The organism is Micromonospora sp. NPDC005299 (genome assembly GCF_042872345.1).
Taxonomy (GTDB): Bacteria; Actinomycetota; Actinomycetes; order Mycobacteriales; family Micromonosporaceae; genus Micromonospora.
Window position 1 is genome coordinate 604,882 of record NZ_JBIAKG010000003.1, and the last position, 17,401, is coordinate 622,282.

At 72.2% G+C, this 17,401-nt stretch carries 20 protein-coding genes; 4 read left to right on the forward strand and 16 right to left on the reverse strand.

Annotation, left to right across the window (positions count from 1 at the left end; all coding sequences use genetic code 11):
- Nucleotides 1-9: 9 nt before the first annotated feature.
- The 4 genes from ACFYPD_RS12315 to ACFYPD_RS12330 form a co-directional block, all read right to left on the reverse strand.
- Nucleotides 10-525: a hypothetical protein gene (locus ACFYPD_RS12315; protein WP_387111966.1), complete on the reverse strand. Its 516-nt coding sequence runs from the start codon at nt 523-525 to the stop codon at nt 10-12.
- Between the two features lie 81 nt (nt 526-606).
- Nucleotides 607-996, reverse strand: coding sequence for an ACT domain-containing protein (locus tag ACFYPD_RS12320; RefSeq protein WP_387111968.1), 390 nt, complete (start codon nt 994-996; stop codon nt 607-609).
- 75 nt (nt 997-1,071) lie between these two features.
- Nucleotides 1,072-1,527 (reverse strand): PAS domain-containing protein, encoded by a 456-nt coding sequence (locus ACFYPD_RS12325; protein WP_387111971.1) that lies wholly within the window; start codon nt 1,525-1,527, stop codon nt 1,072-1,074.
- A gap of 229 nt (nt 1,528-1,756) precedes the next feature.
- Nucleotides 1,757-2,494 carry a hypothetical protein gene (locus tag ACFYPD_RS12330; protein ID WP_387111974.1) on the reverse strand — a complete coding sequence of 246 codons (738 nt, stop codon included), beginning with the start codon at nt 2,492-2,494 and terminating at the stop codon, nt 1,757-1,759.
- A gap of 163 nt (nt 2,495-2,657) precedes the next feature.
- Between ACFYPD_RS12330 and ACFYPD_RS12335 the strand changes: the two genes are divergently transcribed.
- A complete protein-coding gene (locus ACFYPD_RS12335) occupies nt 2,658-3,869 on the forward strand; it encodes an arginine deiminase (RefSeq protein WP_387111977.1) in 1,212 nt (403 codons plus the stop codon).
- A 21-nt stretch (nt 3,870-3,890) separates the two neighbouring features.
- Here the strand turns inward: ACFYPD_RS12335 and ACFYPD_RS12340 are convergent, their stop codons facing one another.
- The 12 genes from ACFYPD_RS12340 to ACFYPD_RS12395 form a co-directional block, all read right to left on the reverse strand.
- Complete coding sequence (locus tag ACFYPD_RS12340) at nt 3,891-4,775, reverse strand: DUF5926 family protein (protein WP_387111980.1); 885 nt, start codon at nt 4,773-4,775, stop codon at nt 3,891-3,893.
- 61 nt (nt 4,776-4,836) lie between these two features.
- The gene (locus tag ACFYPD_RS12345) at nt 4,837-5,253 is read right to left on the reverse strand and encodes an ATP-binding protein (RefSeq protein WP_387112390.1); all 417 of its coding nucleotides are present in this window, start codon (nt 5,251-5,253) and stop codon (nt 4,837-4,839) included.
- A gap of 64 nt (nt 5,254-5,317) precedes the next feature.
- Nucleotides 5,318-6,772 carry an ATP-binding protein gene (locus ACFYPD_RS12350; RefSeq protein WP_387111982.1) on the reverse strand — a complete coding sequence of 485 codons (1,455 nt, stop codon included), beginning with the start codon at nt 6,770-6,772 and terminating at the stop codon, nt 5,318-5,320.
- A gap of 76 nt (nt 6,773-6,848) precedes the next feature.
- Nucleotides 6,849-7,640: a glycerophosphodiester phosphodiesterase gene (locus ACFYPD_RS12355; RefSeq protein ID WP_387111985.1), complete on the reverse strand. Its 792-nt coding sequence runs from the start codon at nt 7,638-7,640 to the stop codon at nt 6,849-6,851.
- Between the two features lie 14 nt (nt 7,641-7,654).
- On the reverse strand, nt 7,655-7,990 hold the full coding sequence (locus ACFYPD_RS12360) for a rhodanese-like domain-containing protein (RefSeq protein ID WP_387111987.1): 336 nt from the start codon (nt 7,988-7,990) through the stop codon (nt 7,655-7,657).
- 28 nt (nt 7,991-8,018) lie between these two features.
- A complete protein-coding gene (locus ACFYPD_RS12365) occupies nt 8,019-8,936 on the reverse strand; it encodes an LCP family protein (RefSeq protein ID WP_387111990.1) in 918 nt (305 codons plus the stop codon).
- A 207-nt stretch (nt 8,937-9,143) separates the two neighbouring features.
- Nucleotides 9,144-10,355, reverse strand: coding sequence for an LCP family protein (locus tag ACFYPD_RS12370; protein WP_387111993.1), 1,212 nt, complete (start codon nt 10,353-10,355; stop codon nt 9,144-9,146).
- Between the two features lie 207 nt (nt 10,356-10,562).
- Nucleotides 10,563-11,807, reverse strand: a complete 1,245-nt coding sequence (locus ACFYPD_RS12375; RefSeq protein ID WP_387111995.1) for an LCP family protein — start codon at nt 11,805-11,807, stop codon at nt 10,563-10,565.
- 74 nt (nt 11,808-11,881) lie between these two features.
- Nucleotides 11,882-12,862, reverse strand: coding sequence for a UDP-glucuronic acid decarboxylase family protein (locus ACFYPD_RS12380; protein ID WP_387111998.1), 981 nt, complete (start codon nt 12,860-12,862; stop codon nt 11,882-11,884).
- A gap of 71 nt (nt 12,863-12,933) precedes the next feature.
- Complete coding sequence (locus ACFYPD_RS12385) at nt 12,934-14,607, reverse strand: cation acetate symporter (protein ID WP_387112001.1); 1,674 nt, start codon at nt 14,605-14,607, stop codon at nt 12,934-12,936.
- Nucleotides 14,585-14,953, reverse strand: coding sequence for a DUF485 domain-containing protein (locus tag ACFYPD_RS12390; protein WP_107074910.1), 369 nt, complete (start codon nt 14,951-14,953; stop codon nt 14,585-14,587). Before ACFYPD_RS12390 ends, ACFYPD_RS12385 begins: the two co-directional genes overlap by 23 nt.
- 158 nt (nt 14,954-15,111) lie before the next feature.
- The gene (locus ACFYPD_RS12395; protein ID WP_387112393.1) at nt 15,112-15,780 is read right to left on the reverse strand and encodes a flavin reductase family protein; all 669 of its coding nucleotides are present in this window, start codon (nt 15,778-15,780) and stop codon (nt 15,112-15,114) included.
- Between the two features lie 363 nt (nt 15,781-16,143).
- On the opposite strand from ACFYPD_RS12395, the gene ACFYPD_RS12400 reads away from it, so the two are divergent.
- The 3 genes from ACFYPD_RS12400 to ACFYPD_RS12410 are packed head-to-tail and all read left to right on the forward strand — an operon-like array spanning nt 16,144 to nt 17,397.
- Nucleotides 16,144-16,929, forward strand: a complete 786-nt coding sequence (locus ACFYPD_RS12400; RefSeq protein ID WP_387112004.1) for a Scr1 family TA system antitoxin-like transcriptional regulator — start codon at nt 16,144-16,146, stop codon at nt 16,927-16,929.
- Complete coding sequence (locus ACFYPD_RS12405; RefSeq protein ID WP_387112007.1) at nt 16,926-17,120, forward strand: DUF397 domain-containing protein; 195 nt, start codon at nt 16,926-16,928, stop codon at nt 17,118-17,120. Before ACFYPD_RS12400 ends, ACFYPD_RS12405 begins: the two co-directional genes overlap by 4 nt.
- A gap of 19 nt (nt 17,121-17,139) precedes the next feature.
- Nucleotides 17,140-17,397, forward strand: coding sequence for a hypothetical protein (locus ACFYPD_RS12410; RefSeq protein ID WP_254341126.1), 258 nt, complete (start codon nt 17,140-17,142; stop codon nt 17,395-17,397).
- The last annotated feature ends 4 nt before the right edge of the window (nt 17,398-17,401 follow it).

Sequence of the window (17,401 nt, forward strand, 5' to 3'; positions counted from 1 at the left end):
TCGACCAGATTACGCACCCGGGGTGCCGTCGCAGGCCAGGGTCCGGATGCCGGACGGGCCGGCGGCGCGTACCTCCACGCCGCAGACGTCGGTGCCAGCGGTGACGAGTTCCAGCGCGGCGGGCCGGCCCCGGGTGACCACCTGGAGTTCCTCGTGCCCGCTCACCGCCAGCACGGTGTACTGCCAGCCCTCCGCGCAGAGCGGCCCCGTCCGCACCGTGACCCGGACGTCGCGGGGCAGCACCCGGGCCGAACCGCGCAGCAGGGCGACCACGCGGTCGCCGGAGGGGCCGGACCGGCAGGGTGTGGCGGTCGGGTCCGGGGTCGGGGCCGTGCGGGCCGGTCCGGTCGGGGTCGCCGGTGCGGTCGGCGTCGCGCTGGGGGTGGCGGAGGCGGTCGGGGCGGTGGTCGCGGACGCGGCCGGGTCCCGCAGCTCGGGCGGCGCGCCGCAGCCGGCGAGGGCGAGCAGGGCGGCCAGCGCCACCGGGAGGCGTCGGCGGGCGGGGTGGGGCGGGATGCAGGGCACGGTGCGATCCTCGGCATCGAGGGATGTCGTCATGGCCGGTCGGCCGAGCCCATCGTAGGAGGATCACCCGGGCGGGTGAAGTCACGCGAGGATCCGGTGCCCGGCCCGCTCCAGCGCACTCGTCGCCTCGGCCAGCCGCACGGCGGGCACCAGCAGATGATCGGTGTCGTACGTGGAGAAGGCCACCACGTTGACCCGGGCCTGGGCGAGCGGGTCGACCAGCGCGGCGAGGGTGCCGGTGACGGCCGCTTCCAGCGGGCCGACCAGCCGCAGGCAACGCCATTCGGTCTCCATGTCCGCCCCGGCGGGTGCCCGCTCGGCGGGGCAGATCACCGAGATGCCGTCGGCGGTCCAGCTCACCGTCACCACGTCGCGGTCGCCCAGCGCGCCCCAGATGTGCGGGGGCAGCACGGTGCCGGCCGGCAGGCGGCACACCGCGTACTCGCCCGGCAACAGAGCGACATCGAGCATGAGGGCACCCTACGGCCTCCACGCGGCTGTGCCCCAGCACCGTCCGGTGCGGCGGTCGCCACACGTCCTCGCAGGTCAGACCGCCGAGAAGAAGGTGAGCGAGCCGGCCACCTGGCCGTCGGTGAGCACCGGCGTGGAGATGGCGTCCACCGTCGTGCCGGCGTCGGAGCCGGGCCCCTGGACCCGGAGCAGCCCCCGGGCCAGCCGGCCGGAGAGCAACGCGAGCAGCGGCGGGATCTTGTCGGTCTCCTGCTCGGTCAGCTCGCTCGGGCTGGCGGTGAAGTCGACCAGGCGCAGGCCGCCCTCCAGCAGCGGCCGGCCGATCACGTCCTCCGGGGCGCCGAGGCAGAGCAGGTCGCAGCCGGACGAGGAGATCGCCACCACGGTGGTGTCGGCGTCGATCAGCAGGCACGGCTCGGCGGCCCGGGAGACCATGCCGGACCACCGCCCGACGTTGTCGGACTCCTGCTCGGTCGGTGTCCCCGCCGCGGGCACGAACACTTCCGAGAGCGAGAGTTCGACGTGGGCCACCGCGCCTCCTATGTACACCGACGGTCTGTCCACGCTAGCCGGTCGTCGCGACGACCGCCCGACCGCGCTGCGTCTCCGGTCGCCGGAGCCGCTCGGGTCGTCCGGGGCTCGGCGGGACCGGGGGACAGGTGTCGGCGCGTCGGTGCCCGGTGCCGGGCGGCCGGGCACGGCGCGGGGCCGACGGCACCACCGGGGCGGAGCCGCGGACCGCGTGGCGTCGCCGGAGACGTTACCGGCGAGCGGCCCGCTTGTCAGCGGCCGTTCGGCCCTCGTCGTACCACCGGTAGTCGGCCGCTGGACGGTACGTGCCGTTGAGCCACGTCGACGGGGCCTGGGCGACCCGGGAGAGCTTCTCGGCGGTGGCCGGACTGATCCGGTTGCCACCGGCCACGAGCAGGCGGTCCAGCTCCCGGTGGGTGGCCATGAGGCAGTCCTTGGGCAGGCCGTAGACGCTGATGACCCCGGAGCCGACGAAGGTCAGCACCGGGGTCACCGGGATCGGCAGGCCGACGGCGTCGGAGAGGGCCTTGCTGGCCCGCTTGGCGTCGCGGCGCGCCTCGGCCACATAGGGCGGACGCTTGCCGTTGATCTGCACGACGTCGCCCGCGACGAGCACCCGGGCCCGGCCGTGGTCGGCGATGGTGACCGCGAAGAGCCCGCTCGGCCCGATGGCGAGGAACCCGGCCCGCTCGTCCCGGGTGCGGTCGAGCAGGACGTCCGCGGTGTCGGTGCGGGGCCACTCGATGACGTGCCAGGCGGGGCCGAGGTGGTCGAGTTGACCGAGGGCCCGGGCCCCGGCCGCCTCCAACCGGCGGGCCCCCCGCTCGGCCCGTCGGCGGCGGGCCCACTCCAGCGGAGTCGGTCGGGCCGGCTCGAGCACCGAGGTGGACTCGACCCGGGGGTGCGGCACCGAGACGGGCGGCAGTGCCCGGCTCGGTACGGCTCGGCGAGCGGGAAAGACAGTCATCGCGACCTCCGGCAAAAGGTCTCTCGAAGTTATGTCTCCACTACCCTACGTTGCGCACCCCGGTGGTCGGCAAGTTGGAGCGCCGGAATGAGTGCGGATGAATGCCATATTCATTCACACTCCTTTTCTCGGATGGTGCGGAAGCCTGTCCTAGGCTGCGAAGGTGACCCACTACGTGGACAGCGAGGTCGGTCGGCTCGGCACGGTGCTGCTGCACCGCCCGGGGCCGGAACTCGCCCGCCTCACCCCACGCAACAACGACTCCTTGCTCTTCGACGCTATCCCATGGGTGGGCCGGGCGCAGGAGGAGCATGACGCCTTCGCGGCCGCCCTGCGGTCCCGCGGGGTCGAGGTGCTCTACCTGGCCACGCTGCTGGCCGAGACCCTCGCCGTGCCGGACGCGCGGGTCGAGCTGACCGAGCTGGTGCTCCGCTCGCCCCGGTTGGGCGACACGCTGCGCCGACGCGTCGCCGACCACCTGACGTACCTCGACCCGGCCGCGCTGGCCGACGTGTTCATCGCCGGGCTGGCCCACGAGGAGCTGCGGATCGGCCCGGACCGCCCCGGCGGTCTGGTCTGGACGCTGATGGACCGGCACGACTTCGTCATCGACCCGCTGCCCAACCTGCTCTTCACCCGCGACTCGTCGGTCTGGATCGGGGACCGGGTCGGGGTGACCAGCCTGGCCATGCCGGCCCGCCGGCGGGAGACCACGCTGACCGACGCGATCTACCGCTACCACCCGCGCTTCGTCGGCACCGAGTTCGTCTACCACCCGGAGCTGGAGCACCTGGAGGGCGGCGACGTGCTGCTGCTCGCGCCGGGGGTGCTCGCCGTCGGCGTGGGCGAGCGGACCACGCCGGCCGGGGCCGAGCGGCTGGGCCGGCAGGTCTTCGCCGCCGGCCTCGCGCACACCATCCTGGTGGTGCCCATCGCCCAGGAGCGGGCCACCATGCACCTGGACACGGTCTGCACGATGGTCGACGTCGACGCCGTGCTGATGTATCCGAACATCGCCAGCGAGCTCTCCGCGTACACGGTCATCGCCGGCGCGGACGGCGAGGACCCGCGGGTCGACGGCCCGGCGCCGTTCCTGCGGGCCGCCGCCGACGCCATGGACCTCGACCAGCTTCGCGTCATCGACACCGGGCTGGATCCGGTCACCGCCGAACGGGAGCAGTGGGACGACGGCAACAACACCCTCGCGCTCGCCCCCCGGCTCTGCGTCGGCTACGAGCGGAACGTGGAGACCAACGCCCAGCTCGAACGGGCCGGCATCGAGGTGATCGCGATCGCCGGGTCCGAGCTGGGCTCCGGCCGGGGCGGACCCCGCTGCATGTCCTGCCCGCTGGTCCGCGAACCGCTGCGCCGCTGAAGGAGGGGACCCCTTACCCGCTCAGCGCAGGGTGAGTTGGCGGCCGAGCAGGCCCTGGCGGGCCCGGCGCCCGGCGGCGTCCAGCGGCTCCCGCTCCTCCAGCGCCTCGGCGTACCGCTTGGCGAACCCGGTCACCGGTTCCTCCCAGTCGGCGGCCGGCACGTCCTCGGGCAGGTCCCAGACCGGCACCAGGCGGCCGTGCGCCCGGAACATGCCGGCGAACCGGGTGTCGTCGCCGAGGGTCAGGGTGCCGGCCACGCTGAGCCGGGACAGCGCGTCCAGCGCCGCGTCCTCGTCCTCCGGCAGCACCCAGCGCACGTGTGCCTTCTCCGGCACCTGACACCAGTACGCGGCCCGCGCCGCGGCCAGCTTGACCGTCGGGTAGATAGCCGCGTTGGCCCGCTCCAGGGACGCCTGCACGCCCGGGTCGTCGGCGGCGCCCGGGTCGAGCCAGAACTCGAAGCCGTCGTGCATGCTGATCTCCAGCGGGCCGTCCACCAGGATGTCCTGGAGGCGGGGGCCCGGGCCGGGCAGCGGCGGCACGCTCACCTGACCGCCCGGCTCGGTCCGCAGCGCGCAGAGCAGCGCGTCGGCCAGGTCCCGCGAGACGTCGCCGGACTGCTGGTGCCGCTGGAGGCCGATGAAGACCCGCCCGTCCGGCTTGGTCATCGCCGGGGCGGCCATCGGCAGCACGGTGGCCAGGGTGACCGGCCGGTCGCCGTGCTCCTCGACCAGCTCGGGGGTCAGCCGCAGCGGCGCGGAGGCGGCCGGGACCAACTCGCGCAGGGCGATCCACTCCGGCTCGTCGACCAGACCCTCGAACGGTCGGGGCACGAAGACGTCGCGCACCTTCTCCCGCTTCGGGGTGGCTTCGGCGGCCCGCTGGCTCTTTCGACGCTTGCTCACGGCGACACAGCCTAGATGCCGGACCGGACGGCCGTGGGGAGGACCCGCCTCCCCGGTCGGCTCAACCGGCCACGACCAGGTCCGGTCGGGTCGACCAGGTCGGGTCGAACTCCGCCCAGACGCTCTGGCCCAGCCCGTCCCGCTCGACACCCCAGCGGCTGGCCAGCCCGGAGACGATGTGCAGGCCGCGCCCGTCGACGGCGTCCGGGGTGGCGACCCGCATCAGCGGGCCGGAGACGGAGCCGCCGTCGGTCACCCGGAGCTGGACGGTCTGCCCAGTGGCCGCCGCCCGCAGCCGCCAGGCCACCCGGACCACGCCCCCGGGCAGCGGGTCCGCGTGCCGCACGGCGTTGCCGACCAGCTCGGCGAGGACCGCGACCAGGTCGGCCAGCAGGGTCGGGGGTACGACGTCGGCGAGCTCGTCGGCGAGCCGGTGCCGGGCCAGGCGCGCGCCGGTGGCGTGGTGGGGCACCACCACGCACCACGATCGTTCGGCCGAACCCGTCCCCACCGTCGTTCCTTCCACCCCGTGCGGGCCGGGTTCACCCCCGTGGCAGCCGCACCTCTGCGACCGTACCCCCACCGGCCCTCGGTCGTAGGGATACCCATCCATTCTGCTGTTCAACGATCTGCCGGACGAGATAGAGCCCCAGCCCGGCCCCCGGGTAGCGACGCCGGTCGCCGGACTCCCCCTGCCAGAACCGGTCGAACGCCCGCTCCACGTGCTCCGGCCGGATGCCCATGCCCCGGTCGGCGACCCGGAAGGAGACGGTGCGTTCGTTCGCCTCGGCGCAGACCTCGATCGGGGTGTCCGGCAGCGAGTACTTGCCGGCGTTGGTGCTCAGCTCGGTGAGCACGGTGGCCAGGCTGTACCGGTCGCCGAGCGCCTTGGGCAGGTCGGCCGGCAGGTCGAGGACCACCCGGTGCCGGACGTCCGCCGGCAGGTCGGGCACCGCCGCCCGCAGCGCGTCGGCCAGGTCGAACGGGGCGGCCGGCTCGCCGCCGGGGCGGTTCTCGGTGGCGGCGGTGAGCAGCCGGTCGACCAGTCGGGCCAGCTCGTTCGCGCGCTGCCCGATGATCCGGGCGGCCTGCCGCCGGTCGTCGTCGCTGAGCGACTCCCAGTGGTCGGTGAGGGTGTCCGCGTACCCCTTGATCACGGTGACCGGGGTGCGCAGCTCGTGGCTGGTCACCGCGACGAAGAGGTCGCGGTCGTGGTCGCGCCGCTGCTGGTCGGTGATGTCGCGGAAGGTGACCACCCGCAGCGTGCCCGGCCCGGGCAGCTCGCCGGACGTGATCCGCAGCCAGCGGCCGTCCGGCAGCCGGTGGTCGAGGACCTGCCCGGACGGGGGGAGCGGGAACGGCAGCGGCTGGCTCAGCGCCTCGCCGGCCGGCCGCCCGGTCACCTGGGCGGCGGCCGGGTTCCAGAGCCGTACGTGGTGCTCGCGGTCCACCACGGCCAGGCCGTCGGCGAGCGCCGCCACCACCGGGCCGTCGCCGTGCACCGGCAGGCCGGTCTGGTCGCCGTACATGTGGGCGATGCAGGCGGCCACGTAGCCGACCACGGCGCGCTGGGAGGCGTCCAGCGGCCCGTCCTCCTGATAGAGGGCGTGCAGGCTGCCCACCGTCAGGCCGCCGATCTCGGCGCGGGCCAGGATCATCCGGCGCAGCCCGCGGGCGGTGAGCTCGTCGGCGAGCGCGCCGGGGATCGCGTCGACCCGGACCTCGCGCACCGGCGGGCCGGAGAGCAGGCAGACGGTGGCCGGGTCGGTGGCCGGCAGCGGGCAGCCGGTGGCGAACTCGGCGCTGCCGGTCGCGGCGATCACCCGGCCGCCGGCGGGGGCGAACTCCACGAACACCAGGCCGGCCGCGCCGATGGCGGGCTCCACCTCGCGGAGCAGCCTGGTGAGCACCGGCAGGCCGGACTCACCCGAGTTGATCATTTTGATCACGCTGGTGTGGCCGGCGATGAGGGCGGTGAAGTCGGTTCGCTCCGGCATGTCCCGAGTGTGCCCCGCCGCCCGGTGCGGGGACACCCCCGGCCGGGCGACCGCCCACCGGTCGGACCGGCCGGCCTCACCGGCCCAAGCGGGCCAACGTCCGGGCCGGGCGGTCGGTGATCACCCCGTCGACCCCGGCGGCCAGGACCAGCTCCAGGTCCGCCCGTTCGTTCACCGTCCAGACGTAGACCTGGTTGCCGGCGGCCCGCAGCGCGGCGACGAGCTGCGGACGGGCGCGGACCAGGCCGATCCCCGGCCCGGCGATCCGGGTGCCGAACGGCAGCCGGCCCAGCCGCAGCCAGCGCGGCAGCACCTCCAGCAGCAGCACCGTGGGCAGCGCCGGCGCGAGGTCCCGGATCCGGCGTACGGCCAGCGGGGAGAAGGACATCACGGTGACCCGGACCGGGTCGTCCGGACCGGGCTCGGCCAGGCCGTACCGGCGCAGCACGGTGACCAGGCGGCGCTCGACGTCCCCGCCGTAGCGGGACGGGTGCTTGGTCTCGATCAGCAGCCGGACCGGCCGCCCGGCGGCCAGCACGGCGTCGAGCAGCCGCTCCAGCGTGAGCAGCCGGGTGTGCGACTCGTCGAGCTGTTCGTCCCCGTCCGCCGCCACCCCGCCGGGGTGCCACGAGCCGAAGTCGAGCGCCTCCAGTTCGGCGAGCGTGCGCGCGCTGACCAGCCCGCGACCGTTGCTGGTCCGGTCCAGCCGGCGGTCGTGGACGCAGACCAGGTGCCCGTCCCGGGTGAGCCGGACGTCGCACTCCAGCCCGTCCGCGCCCTCGTCGAGGGCGCGCAGGTAGGCGGCGAGCGTGTGCTCCGGCAGGTCGTACGACGCGCCGCGGTGCGCGAAGACCAGGGGAACGGTCATGGCCGCGCCGCGCCTCAGGCGACCCGGCCCGGCTGCCCGTCGTCGGTGATCACCGGGCGGCCGGCGGCGGCCCAGTCGCCCATCCCGCCCTCGACGTTGCGCACCTGGTCCCAGCCGTTGCGCATCAGGTAGGCGACCACCTGCGCGGACCGCCCGCCGGAGCGGCAGATCACGGCCACCTCGCGGTCGTCCGGCACCTCGGCGATCCGGGCGGGCAGCTCGGTCATGGGCAGGTGGTGGGCGGCGGGCGCGTGGCCCACGGCCCACTCGTCGTCCTCCCGGACGTCGAGCAGGTAGACGTCGTCGGGCACGGCCGACGCGGGCACGCTGGGAACCTGGGGTCCGAACACGGCTACCAAGCCTAGACGGTTGATCCGGTCAGAGTCGGTTGACCCAGCGGGGATTGGCGGCGGCCCACTCCGGCATCCGGGTGCCGCGCACCGCGTCGAAGAGCCCGCCGCCGCCGTTGTCCAGCACCACGTAGGAAACCTGGTCGATGGTCTGCGGGTAGGAGGGCACCTGGACGCCGTGTAGCGCGTCCGCGGGCAGCCCGCGGAGCGCGAGGAGCAGGTCCTCCAGGGGTACGCCGTTGCTGTCCAGGGTCAGCGCCCCGCCGACCGCCCGGAGCACCCGGTCCAGCTTCACCGGGTCGCTGCGCAGGTGGGTCTGGCCGGCCCGGTCGAGCACCGCCCGGAGCATCTGCTGCTGGTGTCGCTGCCGGTCGAAGTCGCCGCCGGGCAGGTCGTAGCGCTGCCGCACGTAGTCCAGCGTCCGGGCGCCGTCCATCTGCTGGCAGCCGGGGTCGAACTGGGTCTTCGTGTGGATCGACCGGACCGGGGTGTCGACGCACATCCGGATGCCGCCGAGCAGGTCGATGACCTGCTTGAAGCCGGAGAAGTCGATCAGCGCGGCGCCGTCGAAGCGAATCCCGGTGAGCCGGGCCAGGGTGGCGCTGAGCAGCCGGGCCCCGGCCTCGCCACCGCCGCCGTGCTCGTACGCCGCGTTGACCTTGTCCCGGCCGCCGCCGTAGCCGGGCGCCGCCGGGATGGCGACCAGCAGGTCGCGCGGGACGGAGATCAGGTACGCCTGCCGGAGCCCGGCCGGCACGTGCACGATCAGGATGCTGTCCGAGCGCTGGTCCTCGGGGTTCGCGCCGGGCCGGTGGTCGGAGCCGATCAGCAGGTAGTTGAGCGGGCCGGAGAGGTCGGTACGCGAGTGCCGGGCCGCCGCGTCGAGCAGTTGTTCCTTGGTGACCGTGCGGTCGTACCGGTTGCCGAGCCAGTGCAGCCCGGCCACGCCGAGGGTGGCGAGCAGGAGCAGGGCGAGACCGGCGCCGAGCAGGAACCGGGGCCACCGGGCGGGTCGACCCCGCCCGCGTGTGTTCCGTGCTGGCCTGGACGTGACATTCCCCCCGTAGCCGCGACATGAGACCCGCTCACGTCAGGCTACGGGGGGAAGCTCCGGCCGGTGCCGCTTTGGCGCGGCTACCGGCCGGTCACCAGGTCATTTGCGGGTGGACAGGACGGACGGGTTCGACACCACGAAGTCCGCGAGCTTGTCGTTCTTCACCGCCTGGAACATGTCCATGGTCGTCTCGTTGAACTTCTCCCGGCCGTTGCCGGCGGTGCTGTAGGTGCCGCCGTTGGTGCGGAGGGTGACCAGGTCGTTCCCGTTGACGCCCTTGAGCGTGAAGATGAAGTTCGCGATCGGCACGCCGCCGGTGTCCAGGATGAACGCCTTGCCGGCCGCCTTGATCAGCTGGTTCAGCTTGATCGGGTTGGTCAGCATGCCCTTGTCGGTGGCCTTCTTCGCCATCGCCTTGATCAGCTGCTGCTGGTTCTGCTGCCGGTCGTAGTCGCTGTTCGGCAGACCGTAGCGCTGGCGGGCGAAGTCGAGGGCCTCCCAGCCCTCCATCTCCTTGCAGCCCTTCTTGTGCACCACCGGGGTCATCGCCTTGCCGGTCTTCTTCGCGTCCGCGTTCCACATGGGCTTGCCGTCGACCATCATCATGTGGTGCGACTTGACCTCGTGGCTCACGCAGATGCGCACGCTGCCGAGGGCGTCGATCACGTTCTTGAAGCCGCCGAAGTTGATGATCGCGGCGCCGTCGAAGCTGATGCCGGTCATCGACTTGATGGTCTTGGCCATCAACTGGGCGCCGCCCTCCCAGCCGCCGCCGTTGCGGGCGCCGATCTGGAAGGCCGCGTTGATCTTGTCCGTGCCGCCCCGGTAGCCGTTCTTCTCGAAGGCCGGGATCTGCGCCTCGGTGTCCCGGGGGATGGAGATCAGATAGGCCTGGTCGTGGGTGGCCGGGATGTGCAGGATGATGATCGTGTCCGAGCGGACGTCGTCGGCGGCCCAGCGCTGGCGGGCGTCGACGCCGAGCAGCAGCATGTCGATCGGGCCTTCGAGGCTGTTGCCGCCCTCGGCGTCGGTCTTGCCCGCCTCACCGAGCAGGTTGCCCTGGTCGATGCTGCTGGTCGCCTGGCCGATCACCGCCTTGCTGCCGACGATCGCGACACCGCTGGTCATCATCAGCACGGCACCGAGGATCACGGTGAGTTTGGCCCAGAGCGGGTCCTTGCGCTTGGTGCGCTTCTTCCCGCCGCCGGGCCCGCGGCCGCCGTGGCCCGGCTGCGTGGGGACGATCGGGGGAACCCGCCCGGGTGATCCGGGCTCCAGTGACTGAGGGCGACGGCTGGTCTGGACCGGCATGCGTGCTCCAGCTCGGTGATCGGGGGCGGGACCACTGTACGTATCTGTTCCCGTTCTCGCGACCTCGTGCGAGGGCTATTCCCGTCAATCTCGGCCAATGGCTCAGGGTTGTGTCCGAACGGCCAATTGAAAAGATCCGGTCGGCGGTTGGCTCACCATGGGAAGAGCCTTGACCGCCGACCGGATGTGTCGCCTCGCGGGGCGGCGTCAGCCGCCGCTCCCGTCACTGTCGGTCTTCTGGTTGGCCTTCACCCAGTCGGCCATCGTGTCCGACGCGATGGCCTTGTACATGGCCAGCGCCTTCTCCCGGTCCGAGACCACCACCGACTGGCCGTCGATGGTCTGGCCACCCAGGTTCGGGCTGGTGATGAAGGTCAGGTTCTCCCCCCGCAGGCTCCGGAACTGCAGCGCCATGTCGGTCAACGAGAATCCCTGGTCGACCGTGACGGCGGCGGTGACCGCCTTGAGGAAATCGTTGAGCTTCTTGGGGTTGGTCAATGTCCCAGTGCTCGCCGCCTTGTCCATCAGCGCCTTGAGGAACTCTTGCTGGTGACGCATCCGGGCGAAGTCGCCGTCGGGGAACTGCTTGCGCTGCCGCACCCAGTCCAGGGCCTCGGCGCCGTTCATGTGGTTCACGCCCTTGGTGAACGTCCGGTACGGCTTGTGGATCGAGTTGATGGTCCGCTCCACCTTGAGGTCCACCCCGCCGAGGGCGTCGGTGACCTCCTTGAAGCCGGCGAAGTCGATCGCCATGACGTGGTCGATCCGGACGTCGCTGAAGCACTCCACGGTCTTCACGGCGAGCGGCAGGCCGCCGAACGCGAAGGCTGCGTTGATCTTGTTGCGCGAACCCGAGTCGCAGGACGCGCCGGCGCTCTCCGGGATCGGCACGTACAGGTCACGCGGGATCGAGACCAGGTAGGCCTGCTTGTGGTCGGCCGGGATGTGCATGACGATCAGCGTGTCCGCCCGCCACTTGCCGGCGGCGTCCACCTCGGCGTCCGGGTCCCGCGAGTCGCTGCCGACCAGCAGGATGTTCAACGCGCCGTCGACCTGCTTGGCCGGCCGGCCCCCGGTGATCTGGGAAAAGGGGTCCGTCCGGGCCAGGTCGCCGTTGAGGTTGCGGGCGTAGAGCCAGGCACCCGCGCCGCCGAGCAGCGCCAGCACCAGCACCGCGACGCCGGCCACCAGGCCGATGCGTCCCCAGTGCGGCCGCGGGCCGCGCCGGCCGGGACCGCCGGCGCCGCCGCCCGGCCCGCCCGGCCCGGTCGGTCCGCCCGGACCCCCCGGACCGCCGGAGCGCGGCTCGTCGTCGTGCGAGGGGTACCAGCGGGCGTCGGTCGCGCGGGCACGCCCGGTGGTGGCCCGGCCGGAGCCGGGGACCTGGGCGCGGCCCGCGCTCCGACTCAGGCGTGCGGGGAGCGGGACGCCGGCAGACGAGGTCGCTGACATGTAACCGAGGGTAGGTCGGCCGAGCCACCCGCGCCCTGAGGCGCAGCCGGGTGTCAGCCTCCTCCCAGCGGGGCTCAGTACCCTAGCCGGCCGCGGAAGTACTCGATCGTGCGTCGGAGGCCGTCTTCGGGCGTCACGGTGGGCTCGTATCCCAGCAGCTCACGGGCGAGCGTGAGATCGGGGCGCCGCATCTCCGGATCGTCGGCGGCGCGGGTGATGTAGCTCACCTCGGAGCTGCTTCCGGTGAGTGACACGATCGTCTCGGCCAGTTGCCGCATGGACATCTCGTGCTCGGTGCCGCAGTTGATCGGACCGGTCTCGGTCGAGTCGAGCAGCAGCAGGATGCCCCGCACCAGGTCGTCGACGTAGCAGATCGACCGGGTCTGGTTGCCGGTGCCGTGCACGGTGATCGGCTCGCCGCGCAGCGCCTGGGAGATGAAGGTCGGGATGGCCCGGCCGTCGTCCGGCCGCATGCGCGGGCCGTACGTGTTGAAGATCCGGACGATCGCGGTGTCGGTGCCCCGGCTCCGGTGGTAGGCCATGGTGGCCGCCTCCGAGAAGCGCTTGGCCTCGTCGTAGACGCTCCGGATGCCGATCGGGTTGACGTTGCCCCAGTACGTCTCGCGCTGCGGGTGCTCCTTCGGGTCCCCGTACGCCTCGGAGGTGGAGGCCATCAGGAACCGGGCGCCGTCGGCGGTGGCCCGCTCCAGCAGGTGCAGGGTGCCCACCGAGCCGACCCGCAGGATCTCCACCGGCAGCTTCTCGAAGTCGGTGGGGCTGGCCGGGGAGGCCATGTGCAGGATCGCGTCGAACCGCTCGGCCATCGCCGGGTGGTCGGTCGGCAGCCCTTCGGAGATGTCCGCCTCGATCAGCGTGAAGGTCGGCTTCTCGAGCAGGTGGGCGATGTTGTCCTTGGAGCCGGTGACGAAGTTGTCCAGCACCACGACCGTGCAGTCGCGCTCGATGAGCCGGTCGACCAGGTGCGACGGGACGAAGCCGGCGCCGCCGGTGACGAGGATGCGATGTCCGGAGCCGAAGCGGGGAGCGACCTTCATGCCGGCCAGCCTACTCAAGCCGGTGGGCCGGAGCCGACGACGGCTCCGGCCCACCGGGGTGGGGGGTGTGGTCAGTGGGCGCCTGCGCCGGTGAGCGAGCGCACCTCCAGTTCGGCGTACTTGTCCTCGTCGTGCTCCTTCGACAGCAGGGTGCCGATCCAGCCGCAGAGGAAGCCGATCGGGATCGAGATGAGGCCCGGGTTCGACAGCGGGAACCAGTGCCAGTCGTGCTTCGGGAACATGGCCGTCGGCGCCCCGGAGACCACCGGGGAGAAGAAGACCAGGACCACGGCGGCGAGCAGGCCACCGTAGATGGCCCAGACCGCGCCCGAGGTGTTGAACCGCTTCCAGAACAGGCTGTAGAGGATCGCCGGCAGGTTGCCCGAGGCGGCGACCGCGAAGGCCAGCGCCACCAGGAACGCCACGTTCAGGCTCTGCGCGAAGATCGACAGCACGATGGAGATCGCACCGATCACCAGGGCGGAGATCCGGGCGACGTTCACCTCCTGCCGCTCGGACGTCTCGCCGTTCTTCACCACGTTGGCGTAGAAGTCGTGCGCCAGGCTGGACGAGGAGGCCAGGGTGAGCCCGGCGACCACCGCCAGGATCGTGGCGAAGGCCACCGCCGCGATGATCGCCAGCAGGGTGGCCCCGCCCAGGTTCCCGCCGAAGAAGTCCTTGCCGAGCGCCTCGGCGAGCTGCGGCGCGGCGGTGTTGCCGGCCTTGTCCTGCGCGGTGATCGCCTTCCCGCCGACCAGCGCCGCCGCTCCGAAGCCGAGGGCCAGGGTCAGCAGGTAGAAGACGCCGATGATGCCGATCGCCCAGAGCACGCTCTTCCGCGCCGCCTTCGCGGTCGGCACGGTGTAGAAGCGGATCAGGATGTGCGGCAGGCCGGCCGTGCCGAGCACCAGCGCGATACCCAGCGAGAGCAGGTCCATCTTGCTGTAGAAGGTCTTCAACGCGTCGCCGGGTGTCTCCACGCCGTAGCGCAACCCGGGTTCGAGGAAGGCCGCTCCCTTGCCCGAGGCGTCGGCCGCGTCACCGAGCAGGGAGGACAGGTTGAACTTGTACTTCGCCAGCACCAGCAGGGTCATCACCAGCGCACCGGTCATCAGCAGGAACGCCTTGACGATCTGCACGTACGTGGTGCCCTTCATGCCGCCCACGGTGACGTAGATGATCATCAGGGCGCCGACCATGATGATGGTGGCGACCTTCGCGGTGTCGGCGTCCATGCCGAGGAAGGTGGTGCCCGGCTTGATGCCGAGCAGCAGGGCGACCAGCGCGCCCGCACCGACCATCTGGGCCAGCAGGTAGAAGATCGACACCGTGATGGTGGAGACCGCGGCCGCGGTCCGTACCGGGCGCTGGCGCATCCGGAAGGCCAGCACGTCGGCCATCGTGTACCGGCCGGAGTTGCGCAGCAGTTCGGCGACGAGCAGCAGCGCCACCAGCCAGGCGACCAGGAAGCCGATCGAGTAAAGGAAGCCGTCGTAGCCGTACAGGGCAATGATGCCGGCGATGCCCAGGAAGGACGCGGCGGACATGTAGTCGCCGCCGATCGCCATGCCGTTCTGGAAACCGGAGAAGGACCGGCCACCGGCGTAGAAGTCGGTGGCGGTCTTGGTCTGCCGGCTGGCCCAGATGGTGATCGCCAGCGTGATCGCCACGAAGATCAGGAAGAGCGTGATGGTCAGGTTGCGGGCGGTGGTGCTGCCCGCCTCAGCCGCGAGAACCGTGTTCATGGGTCACCTCCCCCACCTCGGCGCGGAGCCGGTCGGCGACCGGGTCGATCCGCCGGTCGGCGAACCGCGAGTAGAGCCAGGCGATGACGAACGTGGAGACGAACTGGAGCAGGCCGAAGACCAGAGCGACGTTGATGTTGCCGACCAGCTTCGTGCCCATGAAGCCCCGCGCGTACGCGGAGAGGATGACGTAGAGCGCGTACCACAGGAAGAACGCGACGGTCATCGGGAAGACGAAGCCGCGCAGCGCGCGCCGCAACCCGGCGAACTCGTCCGACCGCTGGACGGCGAGGTACCGTTCCGCCGCCGACTCGGCGGGTGCGGACGCGGGTGTGTCCGTGGACATCTGTGGATCACCACCTTCGCAGGCGTGGGGGTTTTCGCGCACGGTAGAGAGCGCGCTCCCCTTCGGGGAAGGCTCGGATCGGCCACGGTCGACGGCTGCGCTGAACGGCAGTCCGGCTGCGCCGAGTGACTCAGGTCACTCCGCTCAGCGGTCGGTGGTCAGTCGGTCAGCCCCCGGTAGCGACCGCGGTAATGCAGCAGCGGCGCGGTCTCCTCGGCCAGGTCGACCGCCTCGATGGTCGCCTCGACCAGCAGGCCCCAGCCGTACTCCCGGGCGGTGTCGAGACGGCACCCCGCCCACCCGCCGGCGTCCGCGGGCACCGGCCCGTACGGCGTTTCGGTCCACGGGTCGAGGGCGAAAAGGCCGCCCGGCGAGGGGAAGAGGCCAGCGAACCGGTCGGCGAGCTGCCGGTGCTGCGGGCCGAGCGGCGCGACCGCGAACCGGCCCGCCTCCTCCACCGCCGCCCACAGTTCCGACTCCGGGTCGACCAGCCCGAGCAGCCGGTCCGGTTCCCCCTCCGCCACCAGGGTCGACGAGACGGTCAGCCCGGCCGGGCCGGGCGCGGTCCAGAGCGTCACCGGAGCGGCCAGCCGGCCGCGCAGCCGGCGGACCGGCGAGCGCTGCCCGGCCGGCACGGCGAACGGGTCGGTGTGGTGGATCTCGGCGCCCGGCTCATGATTCACGTGAAACATTGTGCCGCCCCGGCCCCGGGCCCAACCCAGGAAGCGCCGGTGCAGGTCCCGGGCGTCGGGAAGCTGCTCGGTGGCCTCCGCCAGGAGGCGACCGAGGAAGAGCAGCAGTGCGGTCCGATCGTGCCGGTACTCCACGAGCAGCGCCAGCCGGGCCGGCTGGCACGGCCACGGCGCTCCGCACGCCCGGCACCGCCACGCCGGCCGCATCGCCACGTGCGCCCTGGCCGGACCCGGCCGGTTCCAGACTTTGGACGAGTTCGGCCCCGTAAGGGGCCGCTTCTCGCCGAGGTCTCGGCGGTCGTTGCTCATCAACGCCTCCCCGGGAAGGGGTCGCCCCGGCCGGGGGATGGCCGGGGCGACCTGCCGCAGGACCGGCCGCCGGGTCGTTGCCTCCACCAGCCGGGCCGCGCCCCTCCACCCTGGACTCGGCGGCGCGGGCAGGGGAGGATGCCAGGGCTTACTACACAGCGCGATCACGTACTTACCGGAGAGGTAAGGATGAACATCGAGGTGTGGATCCGGGCGCTGAAGGCCGCCCGGGCGGGTGCGGACGTCTCCCAGGAAGGGCTGGCCGCGCTGATCAGGTGGAGCCCGTCAACGGTGGCCGCCATCGAGACCGGGCGACGCCGGCCGACCATGGAGTTCGCGGTCGCCGCCGACCAGGCCCTCGGCACCGGCGGCCTCCTCGCCAGCCTGCTGACAGCGGGTGAGGAGAACAGCGGGCCAGCCTGGTTCGAATCGTGGCCGGGCCACGAGGAGCGGGCGATCCGGCTGTGCTACTTCGAGCCGTGTCTGGTCCCTGGCCTCCTGCAGACCGAGGAGTATGCCCGGTCGGTCGCCTCGGCCGGCGGTTTGTACCGGAGCGATCGAGTGGAGGAGTTGGTCAGCCTCCGGATGAGCCGGCAGCGGCTGCTCTACCGGGAGAATCCACCCGAGTGCGTGTTCGTGATCGACGAGAGCGCTCTGCGCAGACCGATCGGAGGGCCGGCAGCCATGGACCGCCAGCTCGGCCGGCTGCTCGAAGCTGCCGAGCTTCCCTGTGTGCGACTGCATGTTCTGCCGCTCGATGTCGGCGCACATGTCTCGATGGGCGGTGGCTTCGTGCTGGCGGAGCTGCCCGGACACGACCGCCTGCTCTGTCTCGACAACGCCGCTCGCGGTCAGATCGTCGACTATCCGGAGTGGATAGGCTTGGTGCAGCGCAAATGGGAGCATCTGCTTGGTGAGGCGCTCGGCGAAAGTGCCTCTCTGGATCTGATCAACAAGCTGAAGGTGACGCCATGACGAGTGTCGCGCCCCGCTGGCGCAAGTCGGTCCGGTCGGCCAACGAGGGCAACTGCGTCGAGGTGGCGGACAATCTGCCCGGGGTGGTGCTGGTGCGGGACAGCAAGGACCCGTCCGGGCCCACGCTCGCCTTCACCCCGAACGTCTGGCGCTCCCTGGTCACGGGCCTGCGGCGGCACGGGCTCGACTGAAGGCCCTACCCTGCCGGGCATGTCTCTCGTCTCACCGCAGCAGCTCGCCCAGGAGCGCGTCGTCAGCGCGGACGCCATCCTCGGGGGTCAGGTCGACCTGCGCGCGTACCCGCACCGGCACCTCGTGGTCACCGCGAAGCACTCCTGGGGGCGCAGCGGGTTCCGGCCGCTCATGGAGGCGGTCGAGCACCTGTCGAACTACGGCTGGGAGCTGGTCAACGTGACCAGTGTCGGCGACGGGCACCACCTCTACGCGGCCATGCGTCGCACGGCCTGAGCGG

Excerpts from the sequence above, each read along its gene's own strand:
- ACFYPD_RS12380 (WP_387111998.1), bottom strand. The coding sequence starts at position 12,862 with ATGAAGGTCGCTCCCCGCTTCGGCTCCGGACATCGCATCCTCGTCACC.
- ACFYPD_RS12375 (WP_387111995.1), bottom strand. The coding sequence starts at position 11,807 with ATGTCAGCGACCTCGTCTGCCGGCGTCCCGCTCCCCGCACGCCTGAGT.
- ACFYPD_RS12370 (WP_387111993.1), bottom strand. The coding sequence starts at position 10,355 with ATGCCGGTCCAGACCAGCCGTCGCCCTCAGTCACTGGAGCCCGGATCA.
- ACFYPD_RS12330 (WP_387111974.1), bottom strand. The coding sequence starts at position 2,494 with ATGACTGTCTTTCCCGCTCGCCGAGCCGTACCGAGCCGGGCACTGCCG.
- ACFYPD_RS12355 (WP_387111985.1), bottom strand. The coding sequence starts at position 7,640 with ATGACCGTTCCCCTGGTCTTCGCGCACCGCGGCGCGTCGTACGACCTG.
- ACFYPD_RS12405 (WP_387112007.1), top strand. The coding sequence starts at position 16,926 with ATGACGAGTGTCGCGCCCCGCTGGCGCAAGTCGGTCCGGTCGGCCAAC.
- ACFYPD_RS12390 (WP_107074910.1), bottom strand. The coding sequence starts at position 14,953 with ATGTCCACGGACACACCCGCGTCCGCACCCGCCGAGTCGGCGGCGGAA.
- ACFYPD_RS12320 (WP_387111968.1), bottom strand. The coding sequence starts at position 996 with ATGCTCGATGTCGCTCTGTTGCCGGGCGAGTACGCGGTGTGCCGCCTG.
- ACFYPD_RS12385 (WP_387112001.1), bottom strand. The coding sequence starts at position 14,607 with ATGAACACGGTTCTCGCGGCTGAGGCGGGCAGCACCACCGCCCGCAAC.
- ACFYPD_RS12400 (WP_387112004.1), top strand. The coding sequence starts at position 16,144 with ATGAACATCGAGGTGTGGATCCGGGCGCTGAAGGCCGCCCGGGCGGGT.
- ACFYPD_RS12350 (WP_387111982.1), bottom strand. The coding sequence starts at position 6,772 with ATGCCGGAGCGAACCGACTTCACCGCCCTCATCGCCGGCCACACCAGC.
- ACFYPD_RS12410 (WP_254341126.1), top strand. The coding sequence starts at position 17,140 with ATGTCTCTCGTCTCACCGCAGCAGCTCGCCCAGGAGCGCGTCGTCAGC.